The 22,634-nt window shown below is 69.1% G+C and carries 19 protein-coding genes; 11 read left to right on the forward strand and 8 right to left on the reverse strand.

Going from position 1 to position 22,634, the window contains the following annotated elements; genetic code table 11:
• Window positions 1-9: 9 nt before the first annotated feature.
• Both ACIP1U_RS08915 and ACIP1U_RS08920 read right to left on the reverse strand, forming a co-directional pair.
• Window positions 10-1,644, reverse strand: coding sequence for an ABC transporter substrate-binding protein (locus ACIP1U_RS08915; protein WP_400314046.1), 1,635 nt, complete (start codon window positions 1,642-1,644; stop codon window positions 10-12).
• Between the two features lie 150 nt (window positions 1,645-1,794).
• Complete coding sequence (locus ACIP1U_RS08920; protein WP_400314048.1) at window positions 1,795-2,553, reverse strand: IclR family transcriptional regulator; 759 nt, start codon at window positions 2,551-2,553, stop codon at window positions 1,795-1,797.
• 200 nt (window positions 2,554-2,753) lie between these two features.
• On the opposite strand from ACIP1U_RS08920, the gene ACIP1U_RS08925 reads away from it, so the two are divergent.
• Window positions 2,754-4,307, forward strand: a complete 1,554-nt coding sequence (locus ACIP1U_RS08925) for a long-chain-fatty-acid--CoA ligase (protein ID WP_400314050.1) — start codon at window positions 2,754-2,756, stop codon at window positions 4,305-4,307.
• Window positions 4,308-4,371: 64 nt separating this feature from the next.
• On the opposite strand, the gene ACIP1U_RS08930 is transcribed toward ACIP1U_RS08925, so the two are convergent.
• The gene (locus ACIP1U_RS08930; RefSeq protein WP_400314052.1) at window positions 4,372-5,067 is read right to left on the reverse strand and encodes a hypothetical protein; all 696 of its coding nucleotides are present in this window, start codon (window positions 5,065-5,067) and stop codon (window positions 4,372-4,374) included.
• Window positions 5,068-5,358: 291 nt separating this feature from the next.
• Between ACIP1U_RS08930 and ACIP1U_RS08935 the strand changes: the two genes are divergently transcribed.
• Window positions 5,359-6,525, forward strand: a complete 1,167-nt coding sequence (locus ACIP1U_RS08935; RefSeq protein WP_400314055.1) for a CaiB/BaiF CoA transferase family protein — start codon at window positions 5,359-5,361, stop codon at window positions 6,523-6,525.
• Window positions 6,526-6,756: 231 nt separating this feature from the next.
• Entirely contained in the window at window positions 6,757-7,737 is a 981-nt protein-coding gene (locus tag ACIP1U_RS08940; RefSeq protein ID WP_400314058.1) for a Bug family tripartite tricarboxylate transporter substrate binding protein, read from the forward strand.
• A 19-nt stretch (window positions 7,738-7,756) separates the two neighbouring features.
• Here ACIP1U_RS08940 and ACIP1U_RS08945 read toward each other — a convergent pair whose 3' ends face one another.
• Window positions 7,757-8,689, reverse strand: coding sequence for a LuxR C-terminal-related transcriptional regulator (locus ACIP1U_RS08945; protein WP_400314061.1), 933 nt, complete (start codon window positions 8,687-8,689; stop codon window positions 7,757-7,759).
• Window positions 8,658-9,974 carry an AAA family ATPase gene (locus ACIP1U_RS08950; protein ID WP_400314063.1) on the reverse strand — a complete coding sequence of 439 codons (1,317 nt, stop codon included), beginning with the start codon at window positions 9,972-9,974 and terminating at the stop codon, window positions 8,658-8,660. The genes ACIP1U_RS08945 and ACIP1U_RS08950 overlap by 32 nt, the downstream gene beginning before the upstream one ends.
• A gap of 355 nt (window positions 9,975-10,329) precedes the next feature.
• Between ACIP1U_RS08950 and ACIP1U_RS08955 the strand changes: the two genes are divergently transcribed.
• The 6 genes from ACIP1U_RS08955 to ACIP1U_RS08980 all read left to right on the forward strand — a co-directional run bounded on the left by ACIP1U_RS08955 (window position 10,330) and on the right by ACIP1U_RS08980 (window position 17,617).
• Window positions 10,330-13,173 (forward strand): LuxR C-terminal-related transcriptional regulator, encoded by a 2,844-nt coding sequence (locus ACIP1U_RS08955; protein WP_400314067.1) that lies wholly within the window; start codon window positions 10,330-10,332, stop codon window positions 13,171-13,173.
• 318 nt (window positions 13,174-13,491) lie between these two features.
• Complete coding sequence (locus tag ACIP1U_RS08960; RefSeq protein ID WP_400314068.1) at window positions 13,492-14,631, forward strand: acyl-CoA dehydrogenase family protein; 1,140 nt, start codon at window positions 13,492-13,494, stop codon at window positions 14,629-14,631.
• A gap of 36 nt (window positions 14,632-14,667) precedes the next feature.
• Entirely contained in the window at window positions 14,668-15,855 is a 1,188-nt protein-coding gene (locus ACIP1U_RS08965) for a lipid-transfer protein (RefSeq protein WP_400314071.1), read from the forward strand.
• Between the two features lie 26 nt (window positions 15,856-15,881).
• Window positions 15,882-16,322 (forward strand): MaoC family dehydratase N-terminal domain-containing protein, encoded by a 441-nt coding sequence (locus tag ACIP1U_RS08970; RefSeq protein WP_400314073.1) that lies wholly within the window; start codon window positions 15,882-15,884, stop codon window positions 16,320-16,322.
• 14 nt (window positions 16,323-16,336) lie between these two features.
• Window positions 16,337-16,765 (forward strand): MaoC family dehydratase, encoded by a 429-nt coding sequence (locus ACIP1U_RS08975; RefSeq protein WP_400314076.1) that lies wholly within the window; start codon window positions 16,337-16,339, stop codon window positions 16,763-16,765.
• 27 nt (window positions 16,766-16,792) lie between these two features.
• Window positions 16,793-17,617, forward strand: a complete 825-nt coding sequence (locus ACIP1U_RS08980) for an SDR family NAD(P)-dependent oxidoreductase (protein WP_400314077.1) — start codon at window positions 16,793-16,795, stop codon at window positions 17,615-17,617.
• Between the two features lie 48 nt (window positions 17,618-17,665).
• On the opposite strand, the gene ACIP1U_RS08985 is transcribed toward ACIP1U_RS08980, so the two are convergent.
• The 3 genes from ACIP1U_RS08985 to ACIP1U_RS08995 form a co-directional block, all read right to left on the reverse strand.
• A complete protein-coding gene (locus tag ACIP1U_RS08985; RefSeq protein WP_400314081.1) occupies window positions 17,666-18,550 on the reverse strand; it encodes a pirin family protein in 885 nt (294 codons plus the stop codon).
• A 190-nt stretch (window positions 18,551-18,740) separates the two neighbouring features.
• Entirely contained in the window at window positions 18,741-19,211 is a 471-nt protein-coding gene (locus ACIP1U_RS08990) for a MaoC family dehydratase (RefSeq protein ID WP_400314083.1), read from the reverse strand.
• A gap of 50 nt (window positions 19,212-19,261) precedes the next feature.
• On the reverse strand, window positions 19,262-20,245 hold the full coding sequence (locus ACIP1U_RS08995; protein ID WP_400314085.1) for a tripartite tricarboxylate transporter substrate binding protein: 984 nt from the start codon (window positions 20,243-20,245) through the stop codon (window positions 19,262-19,264).
• A gap of 164 nt (window positions 20,246-20,409) precedes the next feature.
• Here ACIP1U_RS08995 and ACIP1U_RS09000 point away from each other — a divergent pair, with 164 nt between their 5' ends.
• The gene (locus ACIP1U_RS09000) at window positions 20,410-21,309 is read left to right on the forward strand and encodes a LysR family transcriptional regulator (RefSeq protein WP_400314086.1); all 900 of its coding nucleotides are present in this window, start codon (window positions 20,410-20,412) and stop codon (window positions 21,307-21,309) included.
• A 132-nt stretch (window positions 21,310-21,441) separates the two neighbouring features.
• Window positions 21,442-22,632 (forward strand): CaiB/BaiF CoA transferase family protein, encoded by a 1,191-nt coding sequence (locus ACIP1U_RS09005; RefSeq protein ID WP_400314087.1) that lies wholly within the window; start codon window positions 21,442-21,444, stop codon window positions 22,630-22,632.
• Window positions 22,633-22,634: the final 2 nt, after the last annotated feature.

Here is a 22,634-nt window from a genome sequence, read left to right on the forward strand (position 1 = left end):
AGCGGTGAATCAGGGTTGCGCCGCAGCGGTCGCTGCAGGCGCTGCGGGGCGGATGTTGCCGGCGTAGGTAAAGCCGTCGGCGCGCGGCTGCACCACCAGCCCGGCCCGGTAGGCCCAGGCGGCGCGCAGGTGGTGCAGCGGCACGATGCCGGCGTCGGCGGCCAGCATTTCGGCGGCACGGCGCTGCAACTGCTCGCGCGGCGCCGGCGCCATGGTGCGCATGGAGGTTTCGACCAGCGCGTCGAGCGCGGGATTGGCATAGCCGCTGCGGTTGTTCGCGCCCAGGCCAGCGGCCTTGTCCTGCGCATGCGCCACCGCCACCAGCGGTTCCAGCGAATCGCCGCTGACCGCGCCGATGCCGAGCAGGAAGGCGCTGAACTCCGGCTTGCCGCCCTCGCCCCCCGAGGTGGCGCGGGTGATGTAGACCGAGTACGGCAACGTGCGCACCTCGGTGCGGATGCCGGCGCGGGTCAGCATCTGGCCCACGGCCTCGCAGGTCTTGGCATCGTTCAGGTAGCGGTCGCTCGGGCAGTGCAGCGTCAGGCGGAAGCCGTCGGGATAGCCTGCCGCGATGAGCAGCCGGCGCACCTCCGCGGCATCGGCGCGCGGCGCGGCTACGGCCGGGGCAAAGCCGAAGAAGCCTGCCGGCACCATCTGCCCGGCGGGCACCGAATCCCCCTTGGTTACGCGCGCCGCGATCAGGTCGCGGTCGATCGCCAGGTTGATGGCCTGGCGCACGCGCACGTCGCGCAACGGATTGGCGGGCAGCGGCCGGCCGGCGGCATCCTGCACATAGGGCGAGACCGCCCGCCCCTGGTCGAGCTGCAGGTAGTTGAGCATGTACGACGTCGCCGACACCGTGCGGATGCGGCCGTTGGTGCGCGCGAAGGCTTCGGCAATGCTGGCCGACGAGGCATCGATCACGTCCACCAGCCCCGACAGCAGCGCCGACGCGCGCGCCGGCTCCTTGGGGATGAACTGGAACACCACCCGGTCCCACGGCTGCGCGCTGCCCCAGTAGCCGGGATTGCGCGCCAGCGCCAGTTGCTGGCCATGCTCCCACGCCACCAGCCGGTACGGGCCGGTGCCGATGCTTGCCTGGCCATGGGCGAAGTCCGCCTCGCGCACGCCCGGCCCCAGCCCGTGCGGCAGCATCGCCACCATGCCGATGTTCTGCGGCAGCACCGGGTTGGGCGTGCGGGTGCGCACGCGCAGCGTCAGCGGGCCGGTGGCCTCGACCGCCTCGACCGACTTCAGGTAGGTGCGGAAGGTGCGCGCGCCGGGCAGCTTGCGTGCGCGCTCGATCGAATAGCGCGCGTCCTCTGCGGTGAACGGCGCGCCATTGCTGAACTTCACGCCCGGGCGCAGCTGGAATTCCCAGTTGTGGTCATCCAGCTGGCGCCAGCCGGTGGCCAGCAGCGGCACCGGGCGCAAGGCGTTGTCGAGGCCGACCAGGGTCTCGTACACATGGCCCCACAGGTTGCGGCCGGCGGCGTCAAGCACATGCGGGTCGGCAGCGCTGACCTCGGTCTTGTAGCCGATGCGCAGGTCGGCGGCATGCGCCGGGCAGCTCGCGCCCGCCAGAGCGGACAAGGCAAAGGCAAGCGCCAGCGCGGCATGGGGAAATTTCGTTGATCGAAACATTGTTTCATTTACCGATACGATGTGTCGGAGAATAAAACATCAGAACGGCGCCAGTAAGGCGGGTTTACCCGGCAAGACAAAGCTGAGGGCGAATAAAAAGCGGCGCCGAAGCGCCGCTCATGACCGGACAACTGTTACGCGATCGCGGCGTCAGCCGCCGGCATATCCCAACGCTCGCGACAGCGCCGCGGCCTCTTCCACCACCATCGCGACATGCCTGGCCAGCGCCTCGGGCGTGGTCCGGCTGGCGGGGCTGGCAATGCTCAGCGATGCCACCACCGCACCGCCGTGGTCTCGCAACGGCGCCGCCGCCGACACCGCATCGACATCGCGCTCGCCCAGCGACACGGCGTGCCCGGCGGCACGGATCGCCGCAAGCTCCTCGCGCAAGTGCTCGGCGGTGGCAATGGTGCGCTCGGTAAAGCGCTCCAGGCTGTGCGCCGCCACGGCGTCGACCACCTCGGACGCCGCAAACGCCAGCAGCAGCTTGCCCGAGGCGCCCACATGCAGCGGCCGCCGGTTGCCCACCTCGGTATGCACGCGCACCGATTGCGACGATTCGTGCCGCGCCACGCAGACCGATTCCAGCCCGTCGCGCACGCGCACGATCACGTTCTCGCCGCAGGCCGCGCCGATCGCCGCCAGCCGCGGCGCCACCACCTTGACCAGGTCGAACTGGTCGCGCGCGGCGTTGCCCACCAGCAAGGCGTTGTAGCTGAGCTTGTAGACCGCGGCCGCGGGCTCGCGCGCAATCATGCCGCGATGCTCCAGCGTGGCCAGCAGGCGGAAGGCGCGCGCCTTGGTCAGCCCCGCGCGGCGGGCCAGCTCGGTCACTCCCAGCGAAGGATGTTCGGCCACCAGCATCAGCAGGCCCAGCGCCTCGTCCACCGCGTCAACGATGTATGTCATCAAGTCTTCTTACATGTATTCAGAAATGTCCCATCGCGGATTGTAGCGGCCGGCGCCAGTAGCGGGGCGGCGCGCTTCCGCGGGGCAAACACTGCCTTCGGCAGATGCGAATTCCATAATCGCCGGGCGCCGCACAATACAGCCAACCCGGCCTGACCATGCGCCGGCCCAACGTCAAGAAAACAAGAACGGAGACAACGGTGTACCTGACCCGAACCCTGCACCGATCGCTGCAACAGCAGCCGGACGAAATCGTCACCATCTTCCGCGGCCGGCGCCGCAGCTACCGCGCGTTCTGCGACCGTGTCGCGCGCCTGGCCGGCGCCCTGCAGGCGCTGGGCATGCGGCCGAACGACCGCGTCGGCATCCTGGCGCAGAACTCCGACCGCTACCTTGAGTTCGCCATGGCCGCGTGGTGGGGCGGCGGCGTGCTGAACCCGGTCAACGTGCGCTGGAGCGTGCCGGAGGTGGTCTACTCGCTCGATGACTGCGACACAGGCATCCTGGTCATCGACGACCAGTTCCTGCCGATGGCCGACGGCATCCGCGCCACGGCGCGGCGCGAACCGGTGCTGATCCATGCCGGCGACGGCGATGCGCCCGCCGGCATGCTGTCCTATGAACGGCTGATCAAGGGCGCCCCGCCGGTACCGGATGCGCAGCGCGGCGGCAACGACCTCGCCATCGTCATGTACACCGGCGGCACCACGGGCTTCCCCAAGGGCGTCATGCAGACCCACAGCTCGCTGTGGTGCGGCACCCTGCAGCGCATGGCCGACACCCCGCCGCTGAAGGGCGGCCGCGTGCTGCATACCAACCCGTTCTTCCATATCGCCGCGATCGCGCGCGTGCTGATGCAGTTCGTCGCGGGCGAGACCCACGTCATCCTGCCCTCGTTCGAAGCGCGCGAGGTATTGGAAACCATCGAGCGCGAACGCATCACCGAACTGGGCATGGTGCCGACCACCATCCAGATGTTGATCCACCACCCGGACTTTGCCAGGCACGACCTGGGCAGCGTGCGGCGGCTGGGCTACGGCGCCTCGCCGATCAGCGCTGCGGTGCTGGAACAGGCGATGGAAAAGCTGCCCGGCGTCGAGTTCGCGCACTCTTACGGCATGACCGAATCGATGATCGTCACCACCAACCCGCCCGGCAACCATGGCAGCGCGGCGCGCGCGCAGGGTCTGCACCTGTCGGCCGGGTGCGCCGGCATCGGCATCGAGGTGAAGATCGCCGACGCCGAAGGCAACGAAGTGCCGCGCGGCACCGTCGGCGAGATCCTGGTGCGCAGCGGCGGCGTTACGCCCGGCTACTGGAACCGCCCCGAAGACACCGCACGCGCGCTGCGCGACGGCTGGCTGCATACCGGCGACGGCGCGTACATGAACGAGCAGGGCTATATCTTTATCGTCGACCGCATCAAGGACATGATCGTCAGCGGCGGCGAGAACGTCTATTCGGCCGAGGTCGAGAACGTGATCGGCCGCCATCCCGCGGTGGCGATGAGCGCGGTGATCGGCGTGCCGCACGAGAGATGGGGCGAGGCCGTGCATGCCGTGGTGGTGCTGAAGGCTGGCGCGCAGGCGACGGAAGACGAGATCCGCGAGCATTGCCGCGCGCACATCGCCGGCTACAAGTGCCCGAAGAGCGTCGAGTTCCGCCAGGCGCTGCCGCTGTCTGGCGCCGGCAAGATCCTCAAGCGGGACCTGCGCGCGCCGCACTGGGAAGGCAAGGCACGCGCGGTGAACTGAGCGTCTATGGCCTCGGGGGATTGCCGGATCGGCGCCCTCCCCCGGCGGCCATCTCAGGCCATTTTCACATCCTGCGCGGCCATGTCCGCGACATGGCCACGACCTGGCCGCGGCGGCTGATGGTCCAGACGGTGAACGGGTCCGCGGCGCTGCGATGCTGCGTCCAGCGGGTCTTGCACGATGCGCACTGGTGCGCGCGCGTCTGGCAGGGCACGCCCGCGCCGACACTGCGCCACTGAGTCTCGCCCATCGCGCGCAGCGCGCCGTGGCCGTCGGCGCAGCGCGCATCCAGCCGCAGCCGCTCGCAATGGCGGCACAGCACCTGCGGCGACGCGTTGGCCGCTTCCGGCGCCTGCATGGATTCCGCCGCCAACGGCAGCACCGCCGCCAGCGCATCGTCCATCTGCGCGGTCATGCCGACACGGCTGCGTGTGCGGTGCAGCGCCGCCCAATACAACGCGCGCACCGCGTGAGAACCATCGCGCATGGCCGCCGCGCGGCAGCGCTCCGCGTGGCGGTGCAGCGGCAAGCCGAACTCCGCTGCCGAAGCAAAGCACACCACCTGCGCCCGGCCCGCGCCATCTTCGATCCAGCGCTCGAACAGCGTCGCCAGGCAGGCATGGTAGGCACCTTCACCGTCGTTCGCTTCGCCGCCGGCCTGCGCCAGTGCCAGCCTGTGGGCACGGCGGCTGAGCGCGCGCACTTCTTCCCTGAGTTCGCTCAGCACCGGCAGCAGACGCGCGGGGGAAGCGTTTTGCACGGAATGCTCTGCTGCCGATGGCGATGCGCTGGCGCGCTGGGTCTGGCTCACTGCTGGCTCCGGCTTACTGGAAACTGGAAACTTCACTTGCCGTGCGGCCCGGTGCGGGCCGCCAGTCGGCGCTGCCGATTATAGGAGTGCGTTTGTGCGCTGCAAAAGCGCATCGCGCCGGCCTACCTGATACGGGTGGGTTCGCCGACAACAGTCCTTTGGTCTACTTGCAGGCAGACGGCAACGCGTCGGCATGGGCCGCGCTCGCGCCGCCGCCGCACACGACAGGAGAGAGCCAACATGGGCGTACTGAGCGGAATCCGCGTACTCGAATTCGAAGCCATCGGGCCGGGCCCGTTCGGTGCAATGCTGCTGGCCGACATGGGCGCCGACGTGATCCGCGTCGATCGCCCCGAGGCCCCCGCCGACCTCGGCCCGAAGAAGGCCGAGGGCGCCCGCCGTATCGACATCACCGGCCGCGGCCGGCGCTCGGTCACGCTGGACCTGAAGCAGCCCGAAGCGCAGCGCGCGGCGCTGGCGCTGATCGAGCGCGCCGACGTCGTGCTCGAAGGCTTCCGCCCCGGCACCATGGAACGCCTCGGCCTGGGCCCGGAGGTCGCGCTCGCGGGCAACCCGAAGCTGGTCTACGGGCGCATGACCGGCTGGGGCCAGACCGGCCCGCTGGCGGACCGCGCCGGGCACGACCTCAACTACGTGGCCCTGTCCGGCGTGCTGTCGGGCATCGGGCGCGCGGGCGAGCCGCCGGTGCCGCCGCTGAACCTGGTCGGCGACTACGGCGGCGGCGGCATGCTGCTGGCGCTGGGCGTGGTCGCGGCGCTGCTCAACGTGCAGCGCGGTGGCAAGGGCCAGGTGGTCGATGCGGCCATGACCGAAGGCGCGGCGCAGTTGGGCGCCGTGTTCTGGGGCATGCTGGCCTCGGGGGCATGGAAGGAGGCACGCCAGTCGAACGTGCTGGACGGCGGTGCGCCGTGGTACGACAGCTACCGGACCCGCGACGGCAAATACTTTTCGATCGGCCCGGTGGAGCAACGCTTCTATGCCGAGTTGCTGCAACGTCTCGGCCTCGATGCCAGCGAGCTGCCGGCGCAGTACGACCGCAGCGGCTGGCCGGTGTTGCGCCAGCGCTTTGAGGCGGTGTTCCAGGCCCGCACGCGCGACGAATGGTGCGCGGCGTTCGAAGGCAGCGATGCCTGCGTGGCGCCGGTGCTTGAGTTCAGCGAAGCGCCGCTGCATCCGCACCACCGCGCACGCGGCAGCTTCATCGAGGTGGACGGCGTGGTACAGCCGGCTCCCGCGCCGCGTTTCCTCGGCACGCCTTCCGAAGTGGTGCGCAGCGCCCCCGAACGCGGCCAGCACGGCGCAGCAGCGCTGCGCGACTGGGGCTTCGACAGTGACGGCATCGCGCAACTCCAGGCCATGGGTCTTGGCGTGCTCCCGGCAAGCTGAGCCGCCGCCCTACTCTCCCTTGCTGCTCTTCCCTTGCCGGCCGCACCTGCGGCCGGCATCGTTTCCGGCGCCTGTCAGCCGGTGCGCGTCAGAGGTCTAGGGTAGACACTGATAGGACTATCCCGCCCCGCCCATTCCGGTGGGGGGTGCCACCCATTCCCATCCGCTACCTTGGTCGTATCTCGCCATTCCCCACCGTTCCCACACCGTTGATCCATCGAGGCAAACGACATGCGCAGCAAGACCTCCCTGATTGCATTCGCCCTGATCGCCTGTAGCGCCTGGAGCGCCACCTGCGGCGCGCAGGCTTATCCGGCGCGCCCGATCACGCTGGTGGTGCCGGGGCCGCCCGGCGGCGCCACCGACACGCTGGCGCGCGCCCTGGCCGAAGACATGGGCAAGCGCCTGGGCCAGACCATCATCGTCGACAACAAGCCCGGCGGCGCCGGCGTGATCGCGGTGCAGGCCATCACGCGCGGCGCGCCTGACGGCTATACGATGCTGCTCAGCCACTCGGCGCCGCTGATCAACACGCCGCACCTGTACCGCAATGTGCAGTACGACGTGCGACGCGACCTGTCCTTTATCACCGAGCTGTGCGTCGGCAAGATCGTGCTGGCTGTCAACCGCGACGTGCCGGTCAAGAACGTGCAGGAGCTGTTCGACTGGGCCGCGAAGAACAAGGGCAAGGTCAGCTACGGCTCGTATGGCGTCGGCACCTTTCCGCACCTGGTGGGCACGCACCTGAACCAGACTCGCGGCCTGGACATGGCGCACATCGCCTACAAAGGCGAGGCGCCCATGGTGCAGGACATGATCGCCGGCAACGTGTCGTGGGTGATCGGCTCGATGACCACGCTGGGGCCGCATATCAAGAGCGGGCGCGTGCGTCCGCTGGCCGTGATGGGCGAACAGCGCATCAAGGAACTGCCCGAGGTGCCGACCATGGCCGAGGCCGGGCTCAAGGAGCATGAGCTGCGCTCGCCGGCGTGGTTCGGCCTGTTCGTGCGTTCCGGCACGCCGGCGGCGATCCTGTCGCGGCTGGAAACGGAAGCGCGGGCCTCGATCCTCTCGCCTGCCATGCGCACGCGCCTGGATGCGCTGGCCATGGAGCCGGTCGGCAACAGCCCGGCCGAGTTCCGGCGCGAATTCGACGCCACCGAGCCGGTGATCGCGCGCATGATCAAGACCAGCGGCGCGACTGCGGAATAGGCCCTGAGGCGCAGCACGATCAGGTGTCGCGCTGCGCCGCGCTGCGCGCCACCAGGATGGCGTCGTAGCGGCGCGAGACTTCGAGCTTGGCGTAGATCTGGCGCAGGTTCCACTTGACCGTATCGACGCTCAGGTTCAGCGCCAGCGCGATGCGCTTGTTCGACATCGATTGCTCGAGCAGGCCCAGGATCTCGCGCTCGCGGCGTGTCAGCTGCCGGCCGTTGCCGGCGTCCGCGGGCGGCAGGGGCAGTGGCAGTGGCAGTGGCAGTGCCGGTTGTGGCATTGCCGGGGCAGCCACCGCCGCCGGCGCGCACGCCTCGCGCAGCCGCGCCAGGTATTCCGTGCGGCGCGGCGCGACGCGGTCGATCAAGGCTTGCGCGTGCGCGCCCTCGTCGGCAAGCGTGCGTACCAGCCCCAGCCGCTCGCCCGCGGCCAGCGCCAGGCGCGCGCGGCCCAGCGCCGCGAGCGCGGCGATCTCCTGCTCACGCGGCGCCGTGCCGGCATGCTGGCGCTCCAGTTCGTCCAGCGCGCCTTGCAGCCGCTGCGCGTGGCGCAGGTCCTTACCCGCCAGCGTCATGCGCTGGCGCTCTGCCACCATGCGCGCGACGCCGCGCGGCAGGCCGCGGCGATGGAACATCGCCTCGGCCTCGGCCAGCTCGGCCAACGCTTCCTGGCGCGCGCCAGCCAGCCATTGCAGCCGCGCATGGCACAGCGCGGCCTCGATCAGCACGTCCGGCGTGCCGGTGCGCAGCGTCTGCAGCCGGCCGGCCAGCACTTCGCTGGCCGCGTCGATGCGGTCTTGCTCGTAGAGCGCCGCGGCCACCGGCACGGCACATACGCTGGCGGCAATCGAGCGCCGCCCGTACCCCTGATGCGCCAGCGCCAGCACCTGCCGGCCCAGGCGCAAGGCTTCATACGCATTACCCTCCTGCCACGCGACCAGCGCCATCATGGCGCCGCCCAGCAAGGCCAGCTCGGTGGCACCGGGCTGCAGCGCAATGCGGTAAGGCGCGCGCCCATTGCAGGAATTCGCGCAGCGGGTGGATCCCGGGCAGTTGTCCGGCATTGCCTTCCACCAGCGCCTGCACGCAATCGAAGTCGTCGCCCTGCAAGGCGTGCGCGATGGCCTCGGCAGGCTCCCCATGCCGCGCCAGCCACGCGGCCGCGCGCACATGCAGTGCCGGCAGCACGCCCGTGCCGGCGCGTGCCAGCTCGTGCAGCAGGTGGCCGCGCAACAACGGGTGCAGCCGGTACCAGCCACCCTGCGCATGGCCCGGCACGATGTCCAGGAACAGCCCGCGCGCCGCGATATGCGCGAGCTGCTGCCCGGCTTCGGCGGTGCCGGTCAGTTGCGCGGCCAGCGCCGCATCGACCTGCCGCGGCACGGCGATGCACTGCAGGAAGGCCAGCAGCGCCGGCCCCAGGCTTGCGGTCACTTCCTCGCGCCAGTAGGCATGCATGGAAGCGGGCGCCTTCCAGCCGCACGCCGCCGGCCCGGCCAGGTCCGGCGAAGCGGCGGTCAGTTCCAGCCCGGCTGGCCAGCCTTCAGTCAGTTCGTGCAGCCCCACCGCGGCGTCGATGGCGGCTTGCGCACTGCCTCCGTGCGCGGAGCAGCCATCGACACGCTGGCCGACGAACGCCAGCGTCTCTGCCAGCGTGAACGCCAGCGCGGCAGTGCCGAACTCGGCCAACTCCCGGCAGGCGCGCAGCCTGGCCAGCGCCATGCCGGTGGCGCCGCGCGCGGCGACGACCAGGTGCAGGTGCGGCAGCCGTGCGCGCAGCAGGTCTTGCAGGAACGCCAGCGTGGCGGATCGGCGCAGATGGTCGAAGCCGTCCAGCATCAGATAGACCTCGCCCGGCACACCGTCGAGCAGGGCGACCAGGACCGGCAGCAACGCCGCAGGACCGGGGTTGTCCTGCGGCGGCGCGGGCACGGCGCGGCGCGGCCGGATGCCGGCCTGGCGCAGGCTCGCCTCGAGCCTGGCGCAAAGCTGGTGCGGGTCGTCGTCCTCGGCGGCCAAGGCCAGCCAGGCCACGCGCGCGCCGTCGGCGAGCAAGCGCTGGCGCCATTGCGCCATCACGGTGGTTTTGCCATAGCCGGCGGGCGCGGTCAGCAGCACCAGCCGGCTGTACCGGACGGCATGCAGGCTTTGCAGCAGCGTTGCGCGCGGGATCGAGCAGCGGTTCAGTCGAGGCGGCAGGAGCCGGGTCGCCACGACGGCATTCAGGGTTTCCATGGGCGGTTCTTGCGCGGTGCGCGATCGAAACGGCGGGGCACGGCCCGCCTGGCCGGGGGGCGCTTCGCGGGGCGACTATAAGCGCAGCCTGGCAATGGCCGGCATCCGGCAAACCCTCCCCCACCTGTTCCGGGTGGCGCGCATGTGCTGCCTGCGCCCTGGCGCGCTCATCACACGGCAGGGCGGCAGCATGCCTGCGGTCCTGCCGGGGGCGCTATCGCCGGGCCGCGGCTTCTGCCATACAATCGCGGCAACAGCTGCCCTTTGTCCCCCCAGGGCTGGACGCCCTGGCGCCTGCGAGCCAGCGCAGCCGCTTGCATAGCGCTTGCGCAGGCTTACATATCCCGCCGTTCCGATGCCCCACTCGCCAGCCAACCCTCCGTGGCCAGCCAGCAGCCAGTCCACCACGCTGCCCTCGCCGCCGTCGCGACCGGCATCGCTGCGCAGCGCAGCGCGCGTGGTCGCGCGCGAACGGCTGCTGGCGCAGCTGACCGAAGCGCGCCGGCGGCGCTGCATGGTGCTGCAGGGGCCGGCCGGCTACGGCAAGACCGCGCTGCTGAGCGCCTGGCGCCTGGACCTGCTGGCGCTGGGCTTCGACATGGCCACGCTGGCGCTGGAACCCACCGACAACGAGCGCCAGCGCTGGCTCGACCGCGTGCTCGCCTGCCTGGCCGAAATCAGCGCCGACATCACTCGCGAGGCCGCGCTGCTGGTCGAGCGCGGCACCGACGACGAAGCCGTCGAACGCGCCATCGTCGCGCTGGTGCGCGGCATCGGCGCGCATCCGCGTGAAGTGACGCTGGTGCTCGACGACGTACATCACCTGGGCTCCGCACGCGTGCTGCAGCCGCTGCAATGGCTGCTCGACTACGCCCCGCCCAACTTCCACGTGGTGCTCGCCACGCGCGCGGCGCTGCCGCTGTCGCTGGGGCGCCTGCGCGACCAGGGCCTGCTGCTGGAACTGGACCAGCGCGACCTGCGCTTCACGCTGGCCGAATCACAGCATTTCCTGCGCGCCCAGCTGGGCGAGATCAGCGCGCGCGATGCGCGCCTGCTGCACGAGCTGGCTGACGGCTGGGTCGCCGGCCTGCAACTGTTCGCCGCGCACTGGAAACGCAAGAAGGCCAACGCCAGCGGCATCTCCGTTGCCAGCGGCTTCGTCCAGGCCAACGTGCAGGACGCCGGCGCCTTCGCCGAATATTTCGAGCGCGAAGTCCTGTCGCGGCTGGCGCCCGACGAAGCCGAGCTGCTGGTGCGCGCCGCCGCGTGCGAACGCTTTACCGCATCGCTGTGCCAGGCGCTGGGCGAACAGGCGATGGGCGAGCACGAGGTGCTCGCCCTGCTCACGCGGCTGGAGCAGGAGAACCTCTTCATCACCCCCACGCCCGGCCCCGAGCGCGAAGCCTGGTACCGTCTGCACCCGCTGCTGCGCGAAACCCTGGCCGAGCGTTTCCGCGCGCGCGGTGAGGCGCAGCAGCGCGCCATCCACGGGGCCGCCTGGCGCTGGTTCCGCGACCATCGCATGCTGGCGGAGGCGGTCCACCACGCCGTACTCGCCGGAGATGCCGGCACCGCGGCCGAGCTGGTGGAACGTTATTCCGACACGCTGATGGCGCGCGGCGAAGTGCGCAAGGCGCTCGGACTGCTGCGCCTGGTGCCCGCCAACGAAATCCAGGCGCGCCCGGAACTGCGGCTGCTGACGCTGCGCATGCAGATGCTCACGCGCGACCTCGACGGCCTTTCCGCCGCGGCCGACCGGCTCGAAGCCGATATCGGCCCCGGGCCCGGCAACGCCTCGCTGCGCTACCGGCTGGCGCTGCTGCGCTTCAGCCTGGTGCTGCTGCGCGACGACACCGCCGGCGCGCTCGCGCTGCTGCCTGAAATCGAAGCCGCCCCGGCGGATATCGCGCCCTTCTACATGGGCTCGCGCAACAACCTGCTGTCGCTGCTGTACATGCACCTGGGCGACTACGAGCGCGCCCGCGCGCTCCATGCCGAAACGCCGCCGCTGCTGGTCGACGGCGTGCCGCTGCAGGGCACCGCCAGCGGCATGCTCAATGGCCGCTGCCTGGCCGGGTTCAGCCATGCGATGCAAGGCAACGTGACGCAGGTTGAGCGCATCAGCCGCGACGTGCTGCGCGAAGTGGAGCAGGTGGGGCACGGCGGCGCCGGTGCCGAGCCGGAGTACTTTGCCGCCGCACTGCTGGGCGAAGTGCTGTACGAGCACAATGACCTGGACGCCGCGCGCAAGCTGCTCGAAGACCGCGTCGACGTGCTGGAACGCGTGTCCATCCCTGATTCCGTGCTGCGCGTGCATATCGTGCTGGCCGCCGCGCACTGGATCATCGGCCACCGGCTCGATGCGTTCGCGCAGCTGGAGCGGCTGGAGGATTACGGCATGCAGCAGGGCCTGGACCGACTGGTGGCGCAGAGCCTCTCCAACCAGGTTCGCCTGCACCTGGCCAGTGGCGACATCGCCACGGCCGAAGCGGTGCTGGCGCGGCTCGATGCCATTGCCGCGCGCCACCGCGATACGCCGCGCGGCTTCCTCGACGCGATCCACATGGTGACCGAGCGCGCGCACATCCAGGCAAGCATGGCGCACGACGACCTGCGCGCCGCCTGGACCCGGCTGGCACCGTTGATCGCCTACTGCGAGACGCGCGGCTGGCAGCGCCACGTGGCGCAGCTGCACATGCTGGCCGCGGGCGTCGCCATGCGCCGCGGCGATCCGGAAGCCGCTCGCGAGCATGCACTCGAAGGCCTGCGCCGTGGGCACCGTCTCGGGCTGATGCGCAGCCTGATCGATGCCTACCCGGGTGCGATGCGGCAGATCGAAGACATCGCCGGCATGCCCGGGCTCGACCCGGTGCTGGCGTTCTACATCGAACGGCTGCAGCAGGCCATGCCGCAGCGGGCACCGGCCGCCACAGCGGCGGCCGGCGAGGCGCCCGCGGGGTTGGCGGAGGGCCGCACCGAAGAACTGAGCGAGCGCGAAGCCGACGTGGTGCGCCTGCTCGGCCAGGCGCTGCCCAACAAGAAGATCGCGCGCACGCTGGGCCTGTCGCCGGAGACGGTGAAATGGCACCTGCGCAACATTTTCCGCAAGCTCGGCGTGAGCAGCCGCGACGAGGCGGTGGCACGCGTGCGCGACCGCGAACTCGGCCAGGGCAGCCAGCCGGCCGACGGAGCGCGCTGACACGCTCAAGCGCGCCAGAGGGCTCACTGCCCTCGCTCTCCCCCTCTCCCCCTCTCCCCCTCTCCCCCTCCCTCTCCGCGGCGCGCGCCTGATACCGCGCCGCCTCCCCCGCCCGCCGGCGCGGCAGCCCGCGCCCACTCCACCACCTGACGCGGGTGGTGTTCGCGTCCCCCTCCCCCCAAGTACCTTAGCGACATGCCAGTGGCGCGGGCCACAACCGGCCAGCCGCCTGTGCCCGAACCGCTTTCCCAGAATACTCGTCACGCCGCAGACCGCACGCCGCGGGCACCAACTTGCGGGCTGACATCGGAGACCTCCATGGAAATCCAACGCACGATTTTCCGCGACGACCACGAGATGTTCCGCACCACGGTGCGCCGCTTCCTTGAACGCGAATGCGTGCCCCGGCAGGCCGAGTGGGACAACGCCGGAAAGGTCGACCGCGAGACCTGGCTCAAGGCCGGCCGCGAAGGCCTGCTGTGCGTGACGCTGCCGACCGAGTACGGCGGCGGCGGCGGCGACTTCGGCCACTCCGCCATCTTCAACGAAGAGCAGGCGCGCGCCGGCGTCAGCGGCCCGGGCTTCGGCGTGCACTCGGACATCATCGCGCCGTACATCGCCCGCATCGGCAACGAGGAACAGAAGCAGCGCTGGCTGCCCAAGGTCTGCTCGGGCGAATACATCCTGGCGATCGGCATGACCGAGCCCGGCACCGGCAGCGACCTCAAGGCGATCCGCACCACCGCGATCCGCGAGGGCGACGAATACATCATCAACGGCAGCAAGACCTTCATCTCCAATGGCCTGAACGCCGACCTGATCATCATGGTCTGCAAGACCGACCCGAGCGCCGGCTCGCGCGGCGTCAGCCTGATCGTGGTCGAAGCCGACCGCGAAGGCTTCCGCCGCGGCCGCAAGCTCGACAAGGTCGGCCAGCACGCACAGGACACCGCCGAGCTGTTCTTCGACAACGTGCGCGTGCCGGTGACCAACCTGCTTGGCGAGGAAGGCAAGGGGTTCGGCTACCTGATGGCCGAGCTGCCGCAGGAACGCCTGTCGATCGCCATCAGCGCGGCGGCCAAGCTCGAAGTCTCGCTGGAGCACACGCTGGCCTACGTCAAGGACCGCAAGGCCTTCAACCAGACCGTGTGGGACTTCCAGAACACCAAGTTCAAGCTGGCCGACATCAAGGCGCAGGCGATCGCCGTGCGGCTGATGGTCGACCACTACCTGGGCGAGCACATCCGCCGCCGCCTCACGCTGGAAGAAGCCGCGGTGGCCAAGCTGTACGCGACCGAGGCGCTGGGCCAGGCGCTGGACCAGATGGTGCAGCTGCACGGCGGCTACGGCTACATGCTCGAGTACCCGGTGGCGCGCGCCTTTGCCGATTCGCGCGTCACGCGCATCTACGGCGGCACCAGCGAAGTGATGCGCGAACTGATCTCGCGCAAGCTGTAACCCACACCGATCCAGAGCATCCATCGGAGGACACAAATGACTCGCAAGGTTTTTGTCGCCGGCGCCGGCATGATCCCGTTCAAGAAGCCGGGCAGCAGCGACACCTATGACGTGATGGGCGCAACGGCCGTGCGCCAGGCACTGGAAGACGCCGGCCTGGGCTATGAAGACGTGCAGCAGGCCTACGCCGGCTACGTCTACGGCGATTCCACCTGCGGCCAGAAGGCGCTGTACCAGGTCGGCATGACCGGCATCCCCGTGGTCAACGTCAACAACAACTGCGCCACTGGCTCGACCGCGCTGTTCCTGGCGCGCCAGGCCGTGCAGAGCGGCGCGGTGGATTGCGCCCTGGCAGTCGGCTTCGAGTACATGCAGCCCGGCGCGCTCAAGTCGCGCTGGGACGACCGCGCCCCGGCGCTGGAGCGCGCGCTCAACCTGGTCGACGAGCTGGTCGAACGCAAGGACCTGCCCAACGCCATCCGCCAGTTCTCGGGCGCCGGCAAGGCCCACATGGAAAAGTACGGCACCAGCCTAGCGACCTTCGCCAAGATCCGCGCCAAGGCCAGCCGCCATGCCGCCAATAATCCGCTGGCAGTGTTCCGCAACGTCTTGACTCCCGAAGAAGTGCTGGCCGCGCCGGCGCTGTGGGAAGGCGTGCTGACGCGCCTGATGGCGTGCCCGCCGACCTGCGGCGCTGCGGCCGCGATCGTGGTGTCGGAGGAGTTCGCGCGCAAGAAGGGACTGAAGACCGATGTGCTGATCGCCGGCCAGTCCCTGACCACCGACCGGCCCAGCACCTACGACGCGCGCGACATGATCCGCGTGGTCGGCTTCGACATGACGCGCGAGGGCTCGCAACTGGTGTACGAGCAGGCCGGCATCGGCCCGCAGGACATCGACGTGATCGAACTGCACGACTGCTTCGCGCAGAACGAGCTGCTCACCTATGAAGGCCTGGGCCTGTGCGAGGAAGGCGGCGCCGAGAAGCTGGTCAACGACGGCGACAACACCTACGGCGGCAAGTGGGTGGTCAACCCGTCGGGCGGCCTGCTGTCCAAGGGCCACCCGCTGGGCGCCACCGGCCTGGCGCAGTGCTTCGAGATGGTCCGGCAGCTGCGCGGCACCGCTGACAAGCGCCAGGTGGAAGGCGCGCGGCTGGCGCTGACGCACAACCTGGGGCTGGGCGGTGCCTGCGTCGTGACCCTTTACCAGAAGCACGCCTGAGCGCACGTATCCACGGGAGACTATCCATGATCGACAAGAAACACATCGGCAAGGTCATCGCGGATTTCCGCGCGTCCGCGCCGGCCAGCCAGTTGCGCTTCTTCGCCAAGGCCACCGGCCAGACCGACCCGGTCTACCTCGACGAAGCCGCGGCGTGCGATGCCGGCCATCCGGGCCTGCCGCTGCCGCCCACCTTCCTGTTCTCGCTCGAGCTGACGCAGCCGTCCACCGCCTGGCGCGACGAGCTCGGCATCGTGCCGTCGCGCATCCTGCACGGCGAGCAGTCCTTCAACTACCACCGCATGGCGTATGCCGGCGATACGCTGCACTTCCAGAGCACCATCACCGACATCTACGACAAGAAGAACGGCGCGCTGGATTTCGTGGTGCGCGAAACCCGCGTGACCAGCCAGGACGGCGCGCACATTGCCGACCTGCGCAGCGTGCTGGTGCAACGCAACGGCTGAACGGAGACCCACACATGAGCAAACTGAGCCTCGACCAGGTCAAGCTGGGCGATACCCTGCCGCCGCTGACGCTGGAACCGATCAACCGCACCACGCTGGCGCTGTTTGCCGGCGCGTCGAACGACCACAACGCCATCCATATCGACACCGACTATGCACGCAAGGCGGGCATGCCCGACGTGTTCGCGCACGGCATGCTGTCGATGGCCTACCTCGGCCGCCTGCTGACGCAGTGGGTCGACCAGCGCCAGCTGCGCCAGTTCGGCGTGCGCTTCGTCGGCATCACGCACCTGGGCCATCGCATTACCTGCAGCGGCCGCGTGGTGGAAATGCTGGAAGTGGACGGTCCGAATGGCAAAGAGCGGTGCATCAAGCTGGAAATCCAGACCGCCAACCAGTTCGGCGAAACCAAGATCCTCGGCGACGCCGTCGTCGCCCTGTAAATTCAATCGAGCACAAAGGAGTCAGCAATGGGAGCACTTGAAGGCAAGGTGGCACTGGTCACCGGTTCGGGCCGCGGCATCGGCAATGCGATCGCCATGCGCCTGGCGCGCGAGGGCGCGCGCCTGGTCATCAACGACCTCGACGCCGAACCAGCACAGCAGACGGTGGAAGAACTGAAAGCGATGGGCGTGGAAGCGGTGGCGTGCGTGGGCAACGTGAGTGCGCCGGATTTTGCCGACCGCTTCGTCAACACGGCGATGAGCACCTTCAAGAGCATCGACATCATCGTCAACAACGCCGGCTTCACCTGGGACGACGTGGTGCAGAAGATGAGCGACGAGCAGTGGTACGCCATCCTGGATTGCCACATGACCGCGCCGTTCCGCATTCTGCGCGCTGCCTACCCGCATATCAAGGCGCTGGCGGCAGCCGACAAGGAAGCCGGCCGCGAGGTGTACCGCAAGATCGTCAATATCTCGTCGACTTCCGGCCTGAACGGCAACGCCGGCCAGATCAACTACTCCGGCGCCAAGGCCGGCGTGATCGGCATGACCCGTGCGATGGCGCGCGAATGGGGCCGCTTCAACGTCAACGTGAACGCGGTGGCCTTCGGCCTGATCCACACCCGCATGACCTCGGCCGACGCGCATGCCGGTGCCACGGTCAACATCGAAGGCCGCGAGATCCGCGTCGGCCTGAACCCGGAAATGCTCAAGGCGCATGCTCAGCGCAACCCGCTCGGCCGCGGCGGCACGCCGGAGGAAGCGGCAGGCGGCGTGTACCTCTTCTGCTCGCCGGATTCGAACTACATCACCGGCCAGGTAATCGCGGTCGCTGGCAACGTGCAGTAAGTTCTCCGGATTGCAGTTCCTGCAAGGGCCAAGCGGGCCCTTTTCTTCTCACCCGCGCGGGCCGGCGGACGCCGCCATATTGCCGAAGCGTCCGCTGCTGAAATCCCGGAAGGCCTGCTCGATTTCCGCCTCGGTATTCATCACGAACGGACCGTGGCCGACGATGGGTTCGTCGATCGGCTCGCCGCTGAGCAGCAGCACCACCGCGTCGCTGCCCGCCTCTAGCGTGACACCGTCACCGGCCCCGTCCAGCACCACCATCTCGGCATCCCGGACCGTGGCCTCGGCATTGACGGTGACCCGGCCGCGCAGCACGATCAGCGCCGTATGCCAGCCATCGGGCAGTGGCATCTTTACCGCGCCGCCCTGCTGCAGGCGCATGTCCCATACGTGCATCGGCGTAAAGGTGCGGGCCGGGCCCGCCTTGCCACCGTACTCGCCCGCGATCACGCGCACGCTGCCCGCGCCATCGGGCAGCGCCACCTCGGGAATATCGCGGTCGACGATGGCCTGGTACCCGGGTGTGGCCATCTTGTCGCGGGCAGGCAGGTTGACCCACAGTTGCACCATTTCCAGCGCGCCGCCGCTGCGGCTGAAGGCAGGCGAATGGAACTCTTCATGCAGGATGCCCGCGCCCGCGGTCATCCACTGCACATCGCCGGGCCCGATCACGCCGCCCTGGCCAGTCGAATCGCGGTGCGCAACTTCGCCCTTGTAGACGATCGTCACCGTCTCGAAGCCCCGATGCGGATGCTGGCCCACGCCGCGTGGCGCCTGCGTTGGCGTAAAGTCCGCCGGGCCGGCATAGTCCAGCAGCAGGAACGGGCTGAGCTGCCTGCCATGGCTCTGGTAAGTGAACATCGAACGCACCGGAAAGCCGTCTCCGACCCAGTGCGAACGCGGTGCGCTGTAGACACCCAGGATGCGCTTCATGTCGATCTCCGGAAGTGCCGGCCGGGACAGCCCTCGATGCGAGGGATTTTGCCGAGGTGGCCGGCGCCAGGTTGATGGATCGATCATAGGTGTCGCGCGCCAGGTGCGGTAGACGACGCCGGCGCATCGCAGCGTCCTGTCGCTGGAACGATGCCCCAGGCACCGCTCGCGGATGGCCGGCCGGGCCGCATCAGCCCGCGCCGGCGCTGCGCTTGCGCAGCAGGTAGCGCTGCGTCCCCTCCATCACGCACACGTCGTTCTGGTTGCGCACCTCGGAGCGCATCGCCAGCACGCCGGTGGTGCGCCCCGGCACCAGCTCGCTGACCGTGAGGCTGCTGTACAGGGTATCGCCGACGTAGACCGGGGCAAGGAAACGGCTGCTTTGCTCGATAAAGCCCTTGAGCGATTCCTCGACCATATGCGGGAACAGCCCCGCCCCTGCCGCGGTCTGGATCACGACCTGGAAGCCGTGCGCGAGCATGTGCGGCATACCATGCGCGCGGCAGTATTCAACGTCGTAGTGGACGGGATGGTTGTCGCCGCTGGCCAGCTGGAAGGCGGCGAACAGCGCGTCGGTCATGGTGCGGGACGGCAGGTTGGAACGCTCGCCGAGCTCGAAATCCTCGAAGTAGCGTTGCGGGCAAAGCTGGTAGGCCTTCATCGGTTCTCCTTGTTGCGGTGGGAAACGCTCGCGGTACGCCGGGAGCCCGGTCATTCCGCCTTCATGCTGGTCGCGACGGCCACGCGTTTCCACTTGACCAGTTCGGCACGCAGGAAATCACGCAGGCCCTGCGGCGTCGGCTTGCTTTCCAGCACCAGCCCGAGCTCGTAGGCCTTGCTCTGCAGCGCCGGATCGCCGAGCGCCTCGCCAAGCGTTGCCGATAGCTTCTGGATCACCGCAGGCGGCGTCTGGGCTGGTGCGAAGACGGCGTTCCAGGTATAGGCCTCGTAGCCGGCGACCGCTTCGGCGATCGCGGGCGTGTTACTGGTCTGCGGCAGCCGTTTGGCCATCGATGTCCCCAGCAGTCGCACCGTGTCCGCACGCACCTGCGCCAGGCCGGTCGGCGCGCTGTCAATCATGAATTCGACATGGCCGCCAATCAGGTCGGCCATGGCCGGCGCGCTGCCGCGATAGGGCACGTGGACGGCCTGGGTGCCCGCGGTGTAGTTCAGCAGCTCGCCGGCCAGGTGCGGGGCGCTGCCGATACCGGCCGAGCCATAGTTGACCTTCCCGGGGCGCGACTTGAGGTAGGCGATGAATTCCGGCAGCGTCCGGGCGGGCACGTTCTTGTTGACCACCAGCACCAGCGGCGCCCGCGCCGCCAGCCCGACGGGCGCGAAATCCTCCACCGTGCGATATGGCAGTCGTGCGTGGATACTCGGGTTGACGGCATGCGCGACCGTAGTCAGCAGCAGCGTGTAGCCATCCGGCGCGGCCTTGGCCGCGACTTCCGTCCCGACGACGGTGCCCGCGCCCGAACGGTTTTCGACAACCACCGGCGTGTTGAGCTTGCCGCCCCAACTGGCCGCCAAGGCGCGCGCAAAGGTGTCGGTCGGCCCGCCGGCGGCGTAGGGCACGATCAGCCGCACCGGCCGCACGGGGTAGTCGGCCTGTGCCGCTGCCGGCGACACACAGGCCAGCAATGCCGCGGCGCTGCCCAGGGCGGTGGCGATCCTGCGCAAGTTTGAAGTCATGTCGGTCTCCTGATTCTGGTTCTCGGCATCGCCATGAGGACTGGCTGCCGCGACGAGCGGAAATATAGAATCCGACCTGCAGCACACACCAGTCGAAAGCGCCACGGGTCCCGTTAGAAATCTTCTAAAGCGCCCGCCGGCGTCGCTGGAAACCGGAGACAAGCATGCGTTTCGAACTGACCGACCTGCGCGTATTCCTCGCCATCGCACAGGCCAGGAGCGTCACCGGCGGCGCCTCGGATGTGCACCTGACGGCGCCTTCGGCCAGCTACCGCCTCAAGAACCTGGAACAGGCGATGGGCGTCCCGCTGTTCAACCGCACGCAGAAAGGCATGGCGCTGACGCCGGCCGGCGAGACGGTCATGCGCTACGCGCAGGCCATCATGGAAAACGTGGAACGCCTGCAGCGCGAGATGCAGCGCCATACCGACGGCATCGAAGGACATATCCGGGTCTACGCCAACAGCAGCACCATGGCCAGCCTGCCGGCGGCGCTGAGCCGCTTCCTGGCTGCGTACCCCAACGTCAACGTCGATCTCGAAGAGCACCTGAGCGAAGACAGCGTGCGCGCGGTGATCGAAGGCCGCGCCGACGTCGGCCTGGTGGCGGGCGCCATCGACCTGCGCGGGCTGGAGTTCATCCGCTACGGCATCGATGAACTGATGTTCGTGGTGCCGGCACGGCACGCGCTGGGCATGCTCGACAAAGTCAGCCTGGCGCAGGCGCTGGAGCATGACCTGGTGACGGTCGGCAGCAAGAGCAGCAACTTCCTGTTCCTGGCCGACATGGCGGCGCGGGCCGGCATCAAGCCGCGCGTGCGCGTGCATGCGCCCGACTTTGTCGCCGCCTTGCGCTGCGTGCAGGAAGGTGCCGGCATTTCGCTGGTACCGCGTTCCGTGGCGGGTCCGCTGATTGCGCAGGGCACGGTCGAAGGCGTGGCGTTGGACGAAGCCTGGGCGCGGCGCGAGCAGCGCATCGTGGTAAGGAGCCAGAAGGCGCTGCCGGCCTATACGCGGGACTTTATCCGCTACGTCGCCGAGTGGGGGACACCCGAGGCGGCTTAGCAGGCAGGTGTTCGAAGCGTTTGAAATGCTCGAACGGCCCTTTGGAAATATCGACTTCCCGGGCAGAAAGCACTGTTCCTATACTGGCTCGCCCCGGCCAGCGTGCCGCCAAGAACACTACCGCTTCCTGCCATGCAAACAACTCCACGCCCGCTCGATGGCATCACCGTCCTGGCGCTAGAGCACGCCGTCGCCGCGCCCTTCGCCAGCCGCCAGCTCGCCGATCTCGGTGCGCGTGTCATCAAGGTGGAACGCACCGGCGTGGGCGATTTCGCCCGCGACTATGACCACACCGTGCACGGCCAGTCGTCTTTCTTCGTCTGGGCCAACCGCGGCAAGGAAAGCCTGGCGCTCGACCTGAAGAAGCCGGAGGCAAAGGCCGTGGTGCGCAAGCTGCTTGCCGAGGCCGACGTCCTGATCCAGAACCTGGCCCCCGGTGCGGCCCAGCGCATGGGGCTGGATTTCGCGTCATTGCATGAGGACTTTCCCCGGCTGATCGTTTGCGATATCTCCGGCTATGGCGACAGCGGCCCGTACCGCGACAAGAAGGCCTACGACTTGCTGATCCAGGCGGCAGCCGGGCTGATCTCGGTGACCGGCACCGACGGCGCGCCGTCGCGCACCGGCATCTCGATCGCCGACATCGCCGCGGGCATGTATGCCTATACCGGCATCCTCTCGGCGCTGCTGCAGCGCGCTCGCACCGGCACCGGCGTGCGCGTCGAAGTCACCATGCTCGAGGCGCTCGGTGAATGGATGTCGTACCCGCTGAACTTCGCCCACTACGGTGGCACGCCGCCTGCGCGCAATGGCGTGGCGCACCCCGGCATCGCACCCTACGGGCAGTACCAGACTGGCGACGGTGCCAGCGTGATCTTCGGACTGCAGAACGAACGCGAATGGCAGCGCTTCTGCGTGGACGTGCTGGAAGACCCCGCGCTGGCCGCCGACGCGCGCTTCAACTCAAACCTGCTGCGCGTTGCCAACCGTGCCGAGCTGGACCAGGAGATTGGCCGGCACCTGCGCGACATGACTCGCGAGCAGCTGGTCGAGCGGCTTGATCGCGGTGGGATCGCCAATTCGCCGTTGAACGACATGCACGACCTGTGGCGTCATCCGCAGCTCGCCGCGCGCGATCGCTGGCGTGATGTGCGCACGCCCGGTGGCATGGTGCAGGCATTGTTGCCGCCCGCGACGCTGTCGGGCGTGGCCGCGTGCATGGGCGATGTGCCCTCCGTGGGCGAGCATTCCGTCGCCGTGCTGCGATCGATCGGGATGCTCGATGCGGAGATCGAGGCCCTGACGGCGGCCGGTGCCAGTTGAGG

Source organism: Cupriavidus sp. NPDC089707 (assembly GCF_044748965.1).
Taxonomy (GTDB): domain Bacteria; phylum Pseudomonadota; class Gammaproteobacteria; order Burkholderiales; family Burkholderiaceae; genus Cupriavidus.

Excerpts from the sequence above, each read along its gene's own strand:
- ACIP1U_RS08915 (WP_400314046.1), bottom strand. The coding sequence starts at position 1,644 with ATGTTTCGATCAACGAAATTTCCCCATGCCGCGCTGGCGCTTGCCTTT.
- ACIP1U_RS08920 (WP_400314048.1), bottom strand. The coding sequence starts at position 2,553 with ATGACATACATCGTTGACGCGGTGGACGAGGCGCTGGGCCTGCTGATG.
- ACIP1U_RS08935 (WP_400314055.1), top strand. The coding sequence starts at position 5,359 with ATGGGCGTACTGAGCGGAATCCGCGTACTCGAATTCGAAGCCATCGGG.
- ACIP1U_RS08940 (WP_400314058.1), top strand. The coding sequence starts at position 6,757 with ATGCGCAGCAAGACCTCCCTGATTGCATTCGCCCTGATCGCCTGTAGC.
- ACIP1U_RS08945 (WP_400314061.1), bottom strand. The coding sequence starts at position 8,689 with ATGATGGCGCTGGTCGCGTGGCAGGAGGGTAATGCGTATGAAGCCTTG.
- ACIP1U_RS08950 (WP_400314063.1), bottom strand. The coding sequence starts at position 9,974 with ATGGAAACCCTGAATGCCGTCGTGGCGACCCGGCTCCTGCCGCCTCGA.
- ACIP1U_RS08955 (WP_400314067.1), top strand. The coding sequence starts at position 10,330 with ATGCCCCACTCGCCAGCCAACCCTCCGTGGCCAGCCAGCAGCCAGTCC.
- ACIP1U_RS08960 (WP_400314068.1), top strand. The coding sequence starts at position 13,492 with ATGGAAATCCAACGCACGATTTTCCGCGACGACCACGAGATGTTCCGC.
- ACIP1U_RS08965 (WP_400314071.1), top strand. The coding sequence starts at position 14,668 with ATGACTCGCAAGGTTTTTGTCGCCGGCGCCGGCATGATCCCGTTCAAG.
- ACIP1U_RS08970 (WP_400314073.1), top strand. The coding sequence starts at position 15,882 with ATGATCGACAAGAAACACATCGGCAAGGTCATCGCGGATTTCCGCGCG.
- ACIP1U_RS08975 (WP_400314076.1), top strand. The coding sequence starts at position 16,337 with ATGAGCAAACTGAGCCTCGACCAGGTCAAGCTGGGCGATACCCTGCCG.
- ACIP1U_RS08980 (WP_400314077.1), top strand. The coding sequence starts at position 16,793 with ATGGGAGCACTTGAAGGCAAGGTGGCACTGGTCACCGGTTCGGGCCGC.
- ACIP1U_RS08985 (WP_400314081.1), bottom strand. The coding sequence starts at position 18,550 with ATGAAGCGCATCCTGGGTGTCTACAGCGCACCGCGTTCGCACTGGGTC.
- ACIP1U_RS08990 (WP_400314083.1), bottom strand. The coding sequence starts at position 19,211 with ATGAAGGCCTACCAGCTTTGCCCGCAACGCTACTTCGAGGATTTCGAG.
- ACIP1U_RS08995 (WP_400314085.1), bottom strand. The coding sequence starts at position 20,245 with ATGACTTCAAACTTGCGCAGGATCGCCACCGCCCTGGGCAGCGCCGCG.
- ACIP1U_RS09000 (WP_400314086.1), top strand. The coding sequence starts at position 20,410 with ATGCGTTTCGAACTGACCGACCTGCGCGTATTCCTCGCCATCGCACAG.
- ACIP1U_RS09005 (WP_400314087.1), top strand. The coding sequence starts at position 21,442 with ATGCAAACAACTCCACGCCCGCTCGATGGCATCACCGTCCTGGCGCTA.